The 14,833-nt window shown below is 33.9% G+C and carries 7 protein-coding genes; 1 reads left to right on the top strand and 6 read right to left on the bottom strand.

What is annotated here, in order from left to right:
- Positions 1-336: 336 nt before the first annotated feature.
- Positions 337-1,290, bottom strand: a complete 954-nt coding sequence (locus tag ACHRVL_RS20075) for an AAA family ATPase (RefSeq protein WP_395415102.1) — start codon at positions 1,288-1,290, stop codon at positions 337-339.
- A 78-nt stretch (positions 1,291-1,368) separates the two neighbouring features.
- Entirely contained in the window at positions 1,369-2,799 is a 1,431-nt protein-coding gene (locus ACHRVL_RS20070) for a peptidylprolyl isomerase (protein WP_395415101.1), read from the bottom strand.
- A gap of 344 nt (positions 2,800-3,143) precedes the next feature.
- Between ACHRVL_RS20070 and ACHRVL_RS20065 the strand changes: the two genes are divergently transcribed.
- Positions 3,144-4,736, top strand: a complete 1,593-nt coding sequence (locus ACHRVL_RS20065) for a peptide chain release factor 3 (protein ID WP_395415100.1) — start codon at positions 3,144-3,146, stop codon at positions 4,734-4,736.
- 81 nt (positions 4,737-4,817) lie between these two features.
- Here the strand turns inward: ACHRVL_RS20065 and ACHRVL_RS20060 are convergent, their stop codons facing one another.
- From ACHRVL_RS20060 to rpoB, 4 genes are all read right to left on the bottom strand, one after another.
- Positions 4,818-5,555, bottom strand: a complete 738-nt coding sequence (locus ACHRVL_RS20060; protein WP_395415099.1) for a hypothetical protein — start codon at positions 5,553-5,555, stop codon at positions 4,818-4,820.
- Positions 5,556-5,906: 351 nt separating this feature from the next.
- Entirely contained in the window at positions 5,907-6,218 is a 312-nt protein-coding gene (locus ACHRVL_RS20055) for a DUF3467 domain-containing protein (RefSeq protein ID WP_012024017.1), read from the bottom strand.
- Positions 6,219-6,228: 10 nt separating this feature from the next.
- On the bottom strand, positions 6,229-10,539 hold the full coding sequence (gene rpoC / locus ACHRVL_RS20050) for a DNA-directed RNA polymerase subunit beta' (protein WP_370432389.1): 4,311 nt from the start codon (positions 10,537-10,539) through the stop codon (positions 6,229-6,231).
- A 259-nt stretch (positions 10,540-10,798) separates the two neighbouring features.
- A complete protein-coding gene (gene rpoB, locus ACHRVL_RS20045) occupies positions 10,799-14,611 on the bottom strand; it encodes a DNA-directed RNA polymerase subunit beta (RefSeq protein WP_395415129.1) in 3,813 nt (1,270 codons plus the stop codon).
- Between the last annotated feature and the right edge of the window lie 222 nt (positions 14,612-14,833).

Here is a 14,833-nt window from a genome sequence, read left to right as displayed (position 1 = left end):
AATAGAAGTCGCGTTTTCAAAAATTATTATTATTAAAAAACGATTTTCGCTACTTGTTTTTGTCAAAATATCAGTTTTGCATTAAAAAAATGAATTATTGATATTTTAAAAACCTTTCTTTAGCAAAGTCGAAATTAGACGTAATAAAGTAAGTGAGATTTTACCTCTATTTTAGAAAAGAACAGTTCTAAATAAGCTATTATAACGTTATAGTTACACTTTTTAGAGTCAATTTTGTCTTTTGTTCAGAATTAAATAAATCAATACTTTTTCCAAATTAAAACAAAAAAGCCTGATAGTATTTATCAGGCTTTTTTACAATCTAAATCGTATAATTTACATCAGCTTTTTAATAATAACTTCTTCAGTTATTCCTTCAGCATCTGCTTTATAATTTTTAATAATTCTATGTCTCAAAATTCCAGTTGCTACCGCTTTCACATCTTCGATATCCGGCGAAAATTTACCATTGAAAGCTGCATGAGCTTTTGCCGCTAAAATTAAATTCTGAGATGCTCTCGGTCCCGCTCCCCAATCTAAATAATTCTTTACAAAATCATTAGACAATGAATTATCAGGACGTGTTTTACTCACTAAAGTAACTGCATATTCAACAACATTATCTGCAACAGGAATTCTACGAATCAAATGCTGAAAATCAATAATTTCCTGTGCCGTAAACAAAGGTTTGACTTCAACTTTATTATCAGATGTTGTTTGCTTTACCACTTTTACTTCTTCTTCAAAAGTTGGATATTCTAATTTAATAGCAAACATAAAACGGTCTAACTGTGCTTCAGGCAATGGATAAGTCCCCTCCTGCTCGATTGGATTTTGCGTTGCTAGTACAAAATAAGGCAAATCTAATTTATAATTATGCCCCGCAATTGTAACAGAACGTTCCTGCATAGCCTCAAGCAATGCTGCTTGTGTTTTTGGAGGTGTTCTATTAATCTCATCTGCCAAAATTATATTAGAAAATATTGGTCCTTTTATAAACTTAAAATGCCTGTTTTCATCCAAAATTTCACTTCCTAAAATATCTGAAGGCATTAAATCTGGCGTAAACTGAATTCTTTTAAAATCTAAACCTAAAGCTTGTGCCAAAGTATTTATCATTAATGTTTTTGCCAGTCCCGGAACACCAATTAAAAGTGCATGTCCGCTAGAAAATATACAAAGTAAAATTTCGTCAATTACAGCATCCTGCCCTACAATTACTTTTGCTATTTCGTTTTTTAATTCATTGCGTTTCTGAACTAAATTATGAATTGCTGTTACATCAGACATTTATAAGTGTATTTAAAATTAAAAAGAGTCAGCTTTATGAATTCATAAAACTAACTCTTTTTCTTTATTTAATAAAAATTATTTTTTCAACCAATTGTTAGCAAAAGTACAATCTCTGTATTCTCCAATAATTTTGATATAAGTATCTTTAATTTTAGCATCAAACCACTTTGCGATTGCATTGATTTGTTTTTCTTTTAATGCTAATTCTTTAATTTTAGTATAATCTTTACCATAATCTGCTGTATGCTCGTCAATTCTATTAGTAACCGTAATTAATTTATACGTTTTTTTTCCTTTATCATCGGTATTTAAAATTGGCTGAGAAACTTCATCATCTTTTAAGTTTGAAACCTGACTGTATAAAGTTGGATCCATTTTAGTCAATTCAAAACGAGTGTCCTGCGTATTCGGATTTACTAAAGTTCCTCCGTTTGCTTTTGTTTCTTTTTCATCAGATTCAGTTCTTGCTGCATCTGCAAAAGTGATTGTTTTGCTTACAATTTTAGCTCTAATGTTTGCTGCCCTTTCTTTTGCTTCTTTTAAAGCATTTTCAGAAACTGTAGGAGCAATTAATATATGACGCAATTCAACTTCTTGCCCTTTAATTTTATCAACCATAATGATATGGAATCCAAAAGTGGTTTCAAATGGTGCAGAAATTTCACCTTCCTGTAAGCTAAACGCAACATCTTTAAATTCTTTTACAAAAGGGGTTTTACGATTCATTTTGTAATACCCTCCATTAGGCGAAGATGCAGGATCCTGCGAGTACAAAACAGCTTTTGTTGCAAAACTAGATCCTTCTAAAACGTCTTTTCGAATATCATTTAATCGATCTATTACTTTTTGTTTATCTTCTTTAGAAACTGTAGGATCAACAACAATCTGTGCTACTTCCATCTCAGCTCCAAAAGTTGGCAATTCATCTTTTGGTATTTTTTTAAAGAAATTACGAACTTCTTCAGGAGTTATCTCAACATCTTTAACAATTTTATCTCTCATTTCTGAGGCTAATTTTTGTTCTTTCAAGATGTCTGCAAAATACGTTTTAAACTCTTCAACTGAGCTTTTTTTATAGTAATCTACAACTTTATTGATATCTCCAACTTGTTGTATCATATAATTCAATCGCTCATCCATCATTCCACGCACCTCTGCGTCGCTTACAACGATACTGTCCTGAATTGCTTGATGTGCATATAATTTGTCTTCTAATAATTTTCCAAGCATTTGGCATCTTGTAATATCTTTTACATTACCTCCTTGACTTGCAATTTCTAAGTAGCCTTTATCAATATCAGAATCTAAAACAATATAATCTCCAACAGTTGCTATAATACCATCAATTTTCTGTTTTTGCCCCGTATGAAGTTCTGCAGGTTTCTCGGCTACAGGATCCTTAATAATTTCCTGAGCTGAAATCACGGAGTTGAAAAAAAGTAAAAAACACATTGTTAAGACTAGTCTATAACCAATTGTTTTTAGCTGTAATTTTTTTAATAACATTATTTTAAATTTAATTTGAATGTAAAGATCTGTATTGTCTGTAATCTAGCCAACTATTCTAGTTTCTGCAAAAGCAGTTTCTAAAAATCCAAAATAGTTAATTTCTATTTCTTTTACTTAAAACGAACAAAAATAACAATTCAATTACATAATACAACTATCAGCCATACTATTAACAAAAAATTATATGCATTATAGAAACTAATATACTAAAAAGAATTAGTTGAAGGATTTTTGATGCGATATCTGCCTAAAATCCAAAACGTCAACTCCAAAAACAGAGTCTTATTTATTTTTAAATCGGCGTAATTAATAGTACTTTTGCAACCTATATTATATAAAATATGAGTTTTTTAAAAGAAATACAACGCAGAAGAACATTTGGAATTATCTCGCATCCCGATGCTGGTAAAACAACTTTAACAGAAAAGTTATTGTTGTTTGGAGGCGCTATTCAGGAAGCTGGAGCCGTAAAAAACAATAAAATAAAAAAAGGAGCAACTAGTGATTTCATGGAAATCGAACGCCAAAGGGGTATTTCGGTTTCGACTTCTGTACTTGCTTTTAATTATAAAGACAAAAAAATCAATATTCTTGATACTCCGGGACACAAGGATTTTGCTGAAGATACTTTTAGAACTTTAACCGCAGTTGATAGTGTAATTGTTGTGATTGACGTTGCAAAAGGGGTTGAGGAACAAACTGAAAAATTAGTTTCGGTTTGTAGAATGCGTAACATTCCTATGATTGTTTTCATCAACAAATTAGATCGTGAAGGTAAAGATGCTTTTGATTTGATGGATGAAGTAGAGCAAAAATTGGGTCTAAAAGTTACACCTTTAAGTTTCCCAATCGGAATGGGTTATGATTTCCAGGGAATTTATAATTTATGGGAAGAAAACATCAATCTTTTCAGCGGAGACAGTCGTAAAAATATCGAAGAAACTATCGCTTTCTCTGACGTTCAAAACAACCCAGAGTTAGATAAAATTGTTGGTCAAAAGGCTGCTGAAAAACTTCGCGAAGAATTAGAATTAATTGATGAAGTTTATCCCAAATTTGAACGTCAGGATTATTTAGACGGAAAAATCCAGCCGGTATTCTTTGGTTCTGCTTTAAATAATTTTGGAGTTCGCGAATTGTTAGATTGTTTCGTTACAATTGCCCCATCTCCTAGACCAAAAGATTCTGAAACTCGTTTGGTTGATCCTGCAGAAGAAAAAATGACTGGTTTTGTTTTTAAAATCCATGCTAATATGGACCCAAAACATCGTGACCGTTTAGCGTTTATTAAAATTGTTTCGGGAACTTTTGAAAGAAATAAACCTTATTACCACGTTCGTCAGAAGAAAAATTTAAAATTCTCAAGCCCAAATGCCTTTTTCGCTGAGAAAAAAGAAATCGTTGATATTTCTTACCCGGGAGACATCGTTGGTTTGCATGATACAGGAAACTTCAAAATTGGAGATACTTTAACTGAAGGTGAAGTAATGAGCTTTAAAGGTATTCCTAGTTTCTCTCCGGAGCACTTTAGATACATTAATAATGCTGATCCTATGAAAGCTAAGCAATTAGAAAAAGGAGTTGATCAATTAATGGATGAAGGTGTTGCACAGTTATTTACTTTGGAGATGAACAATCGTAAAGTTATTGGAACTGTTGGTGCGCTTCAATATGAGGTAATTCAATATCGTTTAGAGCATGAATACGGTGCAAAATGTACTTACGAAAACTTCCCTGTACACAAAGCATGCTGGGTAAAACCTGATGATGCGAAGAACGAAGAATTTAAAGAGTTTAAACGTATCAAACAAAAATTCTTAGCTCACGATAAATATGGTCAATTGGTATTCTTAGCTGATTCTGATTTTACAATTCAAATGACACAAAGTAAATATCCAACCGTAAAATTATACTTTACTTCTGAATTTGATTAATCACTTTCTTGAAGAAAAAATACAAAGGCTGTCAATTTTTTTAGACAGCCTTTTTTATTTACATTCCCCAATATGTAAATTTTATTGTCTGGTATAATTAATTCCTAATCCACCAGCAATATAAATTTTAGTCAGTTCTTCAGAAGCAATTATGATATTTTTCTGCAATACATTTCCTTTTACTGATTTTATATCAAAAGGGATTTCTTTAGCAAGATAATAGTCATTTCCGCTTATCGTAACCATAAGTGTTTTACTGTCTTTTGAAACTTCTGTTGTTATAGAAAACTCACCCGTTTTTGGATTTACTTTTACTGCGTTTTCTGAATTATTAATGGAAAGCGTTAAATTAGAATATGTTTCTCCTCCAAATGGTCTATTAGACTTAGCTTCGATTAATTTCCCTTTTATTGTGATCAAAACCTCTTTATTTACAGTTTGATTCTGAGCTACTTTACCTAATCTATATATAGTAGGTGCTACATAGGATTCTTCTGTCTGCACAGGCTCTTTTTCCTGCGCAGTAAGATTTGAAGCTAGTAAAACAGATGCTGCAACCGCTGCATATTTAAAATTATGCATTCTGGAGGTTTCATTATATTGGAATTCTTCTTCCAGCTGTGTTACTTTTAGTCGGGCGCAGATGTTTTTATCTTTTGTTTCTGCAATAAACTTAGCGACTTCTGAATTTGTTTTTTTGCTCAAATCAATTACATTCTTCATACAAGAATCACAAAATGAACCACTCGCATTAGGAATCATTTTATCAAAATTTTCTGAACATGGACTTGCTATTTCTAAGGTGAATTTCTTTTTCATACTATACGCTATTTATGTTAAAACCCTTAATATTGGCTCTTACTTATATAGAGTACATTTTTTCTAAAAAGGTTGGGAAGGGATGAAAATATTTTTAGATTATTTTTTAATCTGTTCATTTTGAAGCATAAAAAAAGCACTAATTAAATTAGTGCTTTTTTAAACTTTGAATTAAATCAACCTTACTAAGTCATTATATTTCAAAAATTAATCTTTCATAGGAAGGATTAATTTAAAATAATCTAAAAAGAAAAAGAAATTTAGTCGACTAAAGTAAATTAAATCAGACAAACTACATATTTGTTAAAAATTGAAATATAAAAAAAGCCCCATTTAATGGGGCTTTAAAATTTATGCTTGTCCCGCAGGACCAAAATTAAGCGGAATAGGTGCTTGTTCCGTTTCTTTGATTTCGCCATGAGCGGCTTCAAATCTGTGGATATTTTCACCTATTGCACGCAATAATCTTTTAGCATGTTGCGGTGTCAAGACAATTCTTGACTTTACCTTGGCTTTAGGAATACCGGGCATAATGCTCACAAAATCTAAAACAAACTCTGATGATGAGTGATTGATAATTGCAAGATTAGAATAAATTCCTTCTGCAATAGTTTCGTCTAACTCAATATTAATTTGCTCTTGTTGTTGTTTCGGATTACTCATAGTTTCCTAATTAATAAATATATTCTTCTTTATTAGCCATCATTTCATTGTAATCATCTTTAGATCCTACGATAGTATTATCGTACTCTCTCATACCAGTTCCCGCAGGAATTCTGTGTCCAACAATTACATTTTCTTTTAATCCTTCTAAATCATCAACTTTACCAGCTACAGCAGCTTCGTTAAGTACTTTCGTTGTCTCCTGGAATGAAGCCGCAGAAATAAATGATTTAGTTTGTAACGAAGCTCTTGTAATACCTTGAAGAACTGGTGTTGCAGTTGCGGTAATTACATCTCTTGCTACAACAAGATTTTTATCATTTCGTTTCAATAATGAATTTTCATCACGCAATTCACGAGGAGAGATAATCTGACCTGGTTTCAATACGCTAGAATCTCCAGCATCTTCAACTACTTTCATACCGTATAATTTATCGTTTTGAACGATGAAATCTTTAGTGTGAATTAATTGATCTTCTAAGAATAAAGTATCACCTGGATCCTGAACTCTTACTTTACGCATCATTTGACGAATAACTACCTCAAAGTGCTTGTCATTAATTTTTACCCCTTGTAAACGGTAAACCTCTTGAATTTCATTCACCAAGTACTGTTGAACAGCAGCCGGCCCTTGAATTCTTAAGATATCATCTGGTGTAATTGCACCGTCAGACAATGGAACTCCCGCTCTTACGAAGTCATTTTCTTGTACTAAGATTTGGCTAGAAAGTTTAACTAAATACTTTTTAATCTCACCAAATTTAGACTCGATAACGATCTCACGGTTACCTCTTTTGATTTTTCCAAAAGAAACAACACCATCAATTTCAGATACAACCGCTGGGTTTGAAGGGTTACGAGCTTCTAAAAGCTCAGTAATTCTTGGTAAACCTCCTGTGATATCGCCTGCTTTAGAAGAACGACGTGGGATTTTTACTAATACTTTACCAGCTTTAATTTTCTCACCGTTTTCAACCATTAAGTGTGCACCTACTGGTAAGTTGTAAGAACGAATCAATTCACCTTCTTTACCATAAACTAATAAAGTTGGAATTAATTTTTTGTTTCTAGCCTCAGAAATTACTTTTTCTTGGAAACCAGTCTGCTCATCGATCTCAACCATGAATGATTGTCCTTGCTCTAAATCCTCGTAAGCAATTTTACCAGTAAACTCAGAAACAATTACACCGTTATATGGATCCCACTTACAGATTACAGCACCTTTACCAACACTTTCTCCGTCTTTTACAAAAATACTAGAACCGTAAGGAATATTATGTGTGTTTAAAACGATTCCAGTTTTCTCATCAACTAATTTTAATTCCGTTGAACGTGATACTACGATATCTACCGCATTACCTTCGCTGTCTTCACCTTTAACAGTTTTTAAATCTTCAATCTCAAGTCTACCTGCGAATCTTGTAACAATACTAGACTCTTCAGAGATACCTCCAGCAACCCCTCCAACGTGGAACGTACGAAGTGTCAACTGTGTACCTGGCTCTCCAATAGACTGAGCAGCAATAACTCCGACAGCTTCACCTCTTTGTGTCATTTTTCCAGTAGCTAAGTTTCTACCGTAACATTTAGCACAAATACCTTTTAAAGCTTCACAAGTTAATGGAGATCTAACCTCTACTTTTTCAATTGGAGAAGCTTCGATAGTTCTCATAATTGCTTCAGTAATTTGTTGGCCAGATTGAACCATTACTTCATTAGTAAGTGGGTTTATAACATCTTGCAATGCAACACGTCCTAAAATTCTTTCTCCTAATGATTCAACGATTTCCTCATTTTTCTTCAATGCAGCAACTTCAACACCTCTTAAAGTTCCACAATCTTCGATGTTAACAATAACATCTTGAGAAACGTCATGAAGCCTTCTTGTTAAGTAACCAGCATCGGCCGTTTTAAGAGCCGTATCCGCAAGACCTTTACGAGCACCGTGAGTAGAAATGAAGTACTCAAGGATCGAAAGACCTTCCTTAAAGTTAGAAAGAATCGGGTTTTCAATAATCTCACCACCACCAGCAGTAGATTTTTTAGGCTTAGCCATCAAACCACGCATACCAGTTAACTGACGAATCTGCTCCTTAGAACCCCTCGCTCCAGAGTCAAGCATCATATATACAGAGTTGAAACCTTGTTGGTCTTCTCTAATATTTTTCATTGCTAATTCTGTTAACTGAGCATTTGCTGAAGTCCATACGTCAATAACTTGGTTGTAACGCTCGTTATTTGTGATAAGACCCATGTTATAGTTAGTTGAGATACCTTCAACTTGCTCTCTAGCATCTGCAATTAACTTCGTTTTTTGTTCTGGAATTCTAATATCACCTAAAGAGAATGATAAACCTCCTCTAAATGCAAATTTATACCCCATATCTTTCATATTATCCAAGAAAGCTGCCGTTGTAGGTACATCAGTTACACTTAAAATGTGACCGATAATATCTCTAAGGTTTTTCTTAGTCAATACGTCATTGATATATCCAGCTGCTTCAGGTACTACTTCGTTAAATAATACACGTCCTGCAGTTGTTTGAATGATTTTGTACACTAATTCTCCAGCGTCATTAAAATCTTTTGCTCTAATTTTCACGCGAGCATTCAATTCTAATCTTCCTTCGTTTAATGCAATGTTTACTTCTTCAGCAGAATAGAAAGTCAAATCTTGACCTAAAATAATGTGATCTTCTGTAGAAATACGCTCTTTGGTCATATAGTATAGACCCAAGACCATGTCCTGAGAAGGTACAGTAATTGGAGCACCATTTGCAGGGTTCAAGATATTATGAGAAGCTAACATTAATAATTGTGCCTCTAAAATAGCCTCTGGTCCTAATGGTAAGTGAACCGCCATCTGGTCACCATCGAAATCGGCGTTGAATGCCGTACATACTAATGGGTGTAACTGGATCGCTTTTCCTTCAATTAATTTTGGTTGGAAAGCCTGAATACCAAGTCTGTGCAAAGTAGGAGCACGGTTCAGTAATACTGGGTGTCCTTTAATTACATTTTCTAAAATATCCCAAACTACTGGCTCTTTTTTGTCTATGATTTTCTTAGCAGATTTTACTGTTTTTACAATACCTCTTTCAATCAATTTACGGATAACGAAAGGTTTGTATAATTCAGAAGCCATATCTTTTGGCAATCCGCACTCATATAATTTTAACTCTGGACCAACGACGATTACCGAACGAGCAGAATAATCCACACGTTTTCCAAGTAAGTTTTGACGGAAACGTCCTTGCTTACCTTTTAATGAGTCAGATAATGATTTTAATGGTCTGTTAGATTCTGTTTTAACAGCAGAAGCTTTACGAGTGTTATCGAATAATGAATCTACAGATTCCTGTAACATACGTTTCTCGTTTCTTAAGATAACTTCTGGAGCTTTAATCTCCATTAATCTTTTCAAACGGTTGTTACGGATGATTACACGACGATATAAATCGTTCAAATCTGAAGTTGCAAAACGACCTCCATCAAGTGGCACAAGTGGACGTAATTCTGGTGGGATAACTGGAACCACTTTCATAATCATCCATTCTGGACGGTTTTCGCGGTTTTCGTTAGACTCACGGAAAGATTCAACAACTTGTAATCTTTTTAAAGCCTCAGTTTTTCTTTGTTTAGAAGTCTCATTGTTAGCGCTGTGTCTTAATTCATAAGATAAAGCATCTAGGTCAATACGAGCTAATAAATCCATAATACACTCTGCTCCCATTTTGGCAACAAATTTATTTGGATCTAAATCATCTAAATATTGATTTTCTTGTGGAAGAGTATCTAAAATGTTTAGGTATTCTTCTTCAGTTAAGAAATCTAATCTTTGTAAAGATTCTCCATCTGCATTTTTAGCAATACCAGCTTGGATTACTACGTATCTTTCGTAGTAAATGATCATATCTAATTTCTTAGATGGAAGACCAAGGATATAACCAATTTTGTTTGGAAGAGAACGGAAATACCAGATATGAGCAATCGGCACAACAAGGTTGATATGTCCTACTCTATCACGACGTACTTTTTTCTCAGTAACTTCAACACCACAACGGTCACAGATGATACCTTTGTAACGAATTCTTTTATATTTTCCACAAGCACACTCAAAATCCTTAACAGGTCCGAATATTCTTTCGCAGAAAAGTCCGTCACGCTCAGGTTTGTGAGTTCTGTAGTTAATTGTTTCTGGTTTCAACACCTCTCCTCTTGATTCTTTCAAGATAGATTCTGGTGAAGCTAATCCAATTGAGATTTTATTAAATCTTTTAACTGGATTTTTATCCTTATTATTGTTTCTATTATTCATCATAGTTTTTACTATTGATTTATTTGCAATTAAAAAATTGAATTTAGATTTATAATCTACTCTTTTAAAAATGAAGAGTTAATCATTCAGCTACTACCTCGGGTTACTTCTCTAAACTTCAAAATTAAATTTGAAGCGCTAGTTATAAAATGCCTTACATTGTTATAAAAAATCGGAACGGTTTACGGGTATAAATCTTTAAAAACTTTTATAAATGAGTAATCAGTCCCATTAAAAAATGAGACTGATTACAAAACTTTTATTATTCTTCTAAACGAATGTCTAGTCCAAGACCTTTCAATTCGTGCATCAATACATTGAATGATTCTGGTAATCCTGGTTCTGGCATAGATTCTCCTTTAACGATAGCTTCGTAAGTTTTAGCTCTACCAATAACATCATCAGACTTAACAGTTAAGATTTCACGTAAAGTACTAGAAGCTCCATAAGCCTCAAGTGCCCAAACCTCCATCTCTCCAAAACGCTGACCTCCAAATTGAGCCTTACCTCCAAGTGGTTGTTGCGTAATCAATGAGTATGGTCCGATAGAACGTGCGTGCATCTTATCATCAACCATGTGTCCTAATTTAAGCATGTAAATTACACCCACAGTTGCTTTTTGTGCAAAACGCTCTCCAGTTCCACCATCATAAAGATAAGTATGTCCGAAACGTGGTACATTAGCCTCATCAGTCAAAGCGTTGATCTCGTCAAGAGAAGCACCGTCGAAAATTGGAGTAGCAAATTTTCTACCCAAGTTCATACCAGCCCATCCAAGAACAGTCTCATAAATCTGACCAATGTTCATACGTGAAGGTACCCCAAGTGGATTCAATACGATATCTACTGGTGTTCCATCTTCTAAGAAAGGCATATCTTCATGACGAACGATTCTAGCAACAATACCTTTGTTACCGTGACGTCCCGCCATTTTATCACCAACTTTTAACTTACGCTTTTTAGCGATATAGATTTTAGCCAATTTCAAGATTCCAGATGGTAATTCATCTCCAACTGTAATAGTAAATTTTTCTCTTCTTAAAGATCCTTGTAAGTCGTTTAGCTTAATTTTATAGTTATGAATTAAATCATTAACCATTTTATTTGTAGCGTCATCGGCAACCCATTGACCTTTGCTTAAGTGAGCAAAATCTTCTACTGCGTAAAGCATTTTTTGAGTATATTTTTTACCTTTTGGTAAAACTTCTTCACCCAAATCATTCATTACACCTTGAGATGTTTTTCCGTTAACGATCAAGAATAATTTCTCAACTAATCTGTCTTTTAATTCAACAAATTTAGTTTCGAACTCCATTTCTAAAGCGCCTAAAGCATCTTTATCCTGAGTACGTTTACGTTTATCTTTTACGGCTCTTGCAAATAATTTTTTATCAAGAACTACACCATGTAAAGATGGAGAAGCTTTTAATGAAGCATCTTTTACATCACCTGCTTTATCCCCGAAGATTGCACGAAGCAATTTCTCCTCTGGAGTAGGATCTGATTCTCCTTTTGGTGTAATTTTTCCGATCAAAATGTCGCCAGGTTTAACCTCTGCTCCAATTCTAATCATACCGTTTTCATCTAAATCTTTAGTAGCTTCTTCAGAAACGTTAGGAATATCGTTTGTTAACTCTTCATTTCCTAACTTAGTATCTCTAACCTCTAATGAATAATCATCAACGTGGATAGAAGTAAAAATATCATCACGAACTACTTTTTCAGAAATTACAATCGCATCCTCAAAGTTATACCCTTTCCATGGCATGAACGCAACTTTTAAGTTTCTACCTAAAGCTAGTTCTCCATTTTGAGTAGCATATCCTTCTGATAATACTTGTCCAGGAATAACTCTGTCACCTTTTCTTACGATTGGTTTCAAGTTAATACTTGTACCTTGATTGGTTTTTCTAAATTTAATAAGGTTGTATGTTTTCTCATCAGCATCAAAACTAACCATTCTCTCGTCTTCTGTACGATCGTATTTAATAGTAATGATATTAGCATCAACATATTCAACAGTTCCATGCCCTTCAGCATTGATTAATACTCTTGAATCTGAAGCTACTTGACGCTCTAAACCTGTACCTACAATTGGTGCTTCAGGACGGATCAAAGGAACTGCCTGACGCATCATGTTTGATCCCATCAACGCACGGTTCGCATCATCATGCTCCAAGAAAGGAATCAAAGATGCAGAAATCGATGCAATCTGGTTAGGAGCTACGTCTGTATAATGAACTACAGATGGTTCAACAACCGGGAAGTCACCTTCCTCACGAGCAATAACATTGCTAGCTGTAATTTTACCAGTTTCGTCCATTTCAATGTTTGCCTGAGCAATCATTTTACCTTCTTCTTCTTCAGCACTTAAGTAAATTGGAGTACTTTCTAAATCAACTACACCATTAGTTACTTTACGGTATGGAGTTTCGATGAATCCCATTCCGTTTACTTTTGCATAAACACCAAGAGATGAAATCAAACCAATGTTTGGTCCCTCAGGAGTTTCAATCGGACATAAACGACCATAGTGAGTATAGTGAACGTCACGAACCTCGAAACCAGCTCTCTCTCTCGAAAGTCCACCTGGTCCAAGTGCAGAAAGTCTTCTTTTGTGCGTAATCTCAGCTAATGGATTCGTTTGATCCATAAATTGAGATAACTGGTTAGTACCAAAGAAAGAGTTGATAACTGATGATAATGTTTTAGCATTAATCAAATCAATTGGTGTAAACACCTCGTTATCTCTAACGTTCATTCTCTCACGAATAGTTCTAGCCATACGTGCTAAACCAACACCGAATTGTTGAGACAATTGTTCACCAACTGTTCTAACACGACGGTTTGATAAGTGATCAATATCATCAATCTCTGCTTTAGAGTTGATCAATTCGATCAAATATTTTACGATTGTAATGATATCTTCCTTAGTAAGCACTTGCTTATCCATAGGAATATCTAAATCTAATTTTTTGTTCATTCTGTAACGACCAACTTCACCTAAGTTATAACGTTGATCAGAGAAAAACAATTTATCTATAATACCACGAGCAGTTTCCTCATCAGGCGGTTCAGCGTTACGCAACTGACGGTAAATGTGCTCTACAGCTTCTTTTTCAGAGTTTGTTGGATCTTTTTGTAATGTGTTGTGGATAATAGCATAATCTGCTTGGTTATTATCCTCTTTGTGTAACAAAATAGATTTAACATTAGAATCAATGATCTCTTCAACATTATCTTTATCGATAATAGTATCACGATCAAGGATGATTTCGTTACGTTCGATAGAAACTACTTCTCCAGTATCCTCATCAACGAAATCCTCATGCCATGTGTTCAATACACGCGCAGCAAGTCTTCTTCCAATATATTTCTTAATACCAGTTTTAGAAACTTTAATTTCTTCAGCTAGGTCGAAAATTTCAAGGATATCCTTATCTCTTTCGAAACCGATAGCACGGAATAAAGTTGTTACAGGTAATTTTTTCTTTCTATCGATATACGCGTACATTACGCTGTTGATATCTGTAGAGAATTCTATCCAAGATCCTTTAAAAGGAATTACTCTTGCAGAATAAAGTTTAGTTCCATTTGCGTGGAATGACTGTCCAAAGAAAACCCCAGGAGAACGGTGTAATTGTGATACTACAACACGCTCGGCACCATTGATTACAAAAGTACCACTTGGAGTCATGTAAGGTATTGTTCCAAGATAAACATCTTGTACAATTGTTTCAAAATCTTCGTGTTCTGGATCTGTACAGTATAGTTTTAGCCTAGCTTTTAAAGGCACACTATAAGTAAGACCTCTCTCTATACATTCTTGAATTGTATAACGCGGCGGATCAACAAAATAATCTAGGAATTCCAATACAAAGTTGTTTCTTGTATCTGTAATTGGGAAGTTTTCCATGAAGGTGTTGTATAACCCTTCGTTGCCTCTTTCGTCAGATTTCGTTTCTAATTGAAAGAAATCTTTAAAAGATTTAACCTGAACATCTAAGAAATCTGGATAGTCAGGAATATTTTTTGTAGAGGCAAAATTCAATCTTTCAGTCTGATTTGTTATCATCAATGGACAAAATTTTGATTAAAAAAAAGTAATTTTTTTGTGTAAAACACACTGTTTAATCTATACTTTCTTATTATAATCAATACATCTTTAAAAATAAACCAAAAGTAAGTTCAATTTTTTTTCTTCGTATTGATCAAAAACTTTTTCGTATTTTAAACTATTTGATAATAAAACTTGATATATTTTATTATACGAAAAATGGTTTAGGCCTTTGAGTGT

Origin of the sequence: Flavobacterium sp. FlaQc-28, assembly GCF_044007415.1 — a bacterium.
Taxonomy (GTDB): domain Bacteria; phylum Bacteroidota; class Bacteroidia; order Flavobacteriales; family Flavobacteriaceae; genus Flavobacterium.
The sequence above is the reverse complement of the archived record's forward strand: the minus strand, read 5'-3'. Positions and strand labels throughout refer to the sequence as shown.

Bases quoted from the DNA above. Each gene is read 5' to 3' on its own strand.
- ACHRVL_RS20075 (WP_395415102.1), bottom strand. From the start codon at position 1,290: ATGTCTGATGTAACAGCAATTCATAATTTAGTTCAGAAACGCAATGAA.
- ACHRVL_RS20070 (WP_395415101.1), bottom strand. From the start codon at position 2,799: ATGTTATTAAAAAAATTACAGCTAAAAACAATTGGTTATAGACTAGTC.
- ACHRVL_RS20065 (WP_395415100.1), top strand. From the start codon at position 3,144: ATGAGTTTTTTAAAAGAAATACAACGCAGAAGAACATTTGGAATTATC.
- ACHRVL_RS20060 (WP_395415099.1), bottom strand. From the start codon at position 5,555: ATGAAAAAGAAATTCACCTTAGAAATAGCAAGTCCATGTTCAGAAAAT.
- ACHRVL_RS20055 (WP_012024017.1), bottom strand. From the start codon at position 6,218: ATGAGTAATCCGAAACAACAACAAGAGCAAATTAATATTGAGTTAGAC.
- rpoC (WP_370432389.1), bottom strand. From the start codon at position 10,539: ATGATGAATAATAGAAACAATAATAAGGATAAAAATCCAGTTAAAAGA.
- rpoB (WP_395415129.1), bottom strand. From the start codon at position 14,611: ATGATAACAAATCAGACTGAAAGATTGAATTTTGCCTCTACAAAAAAT.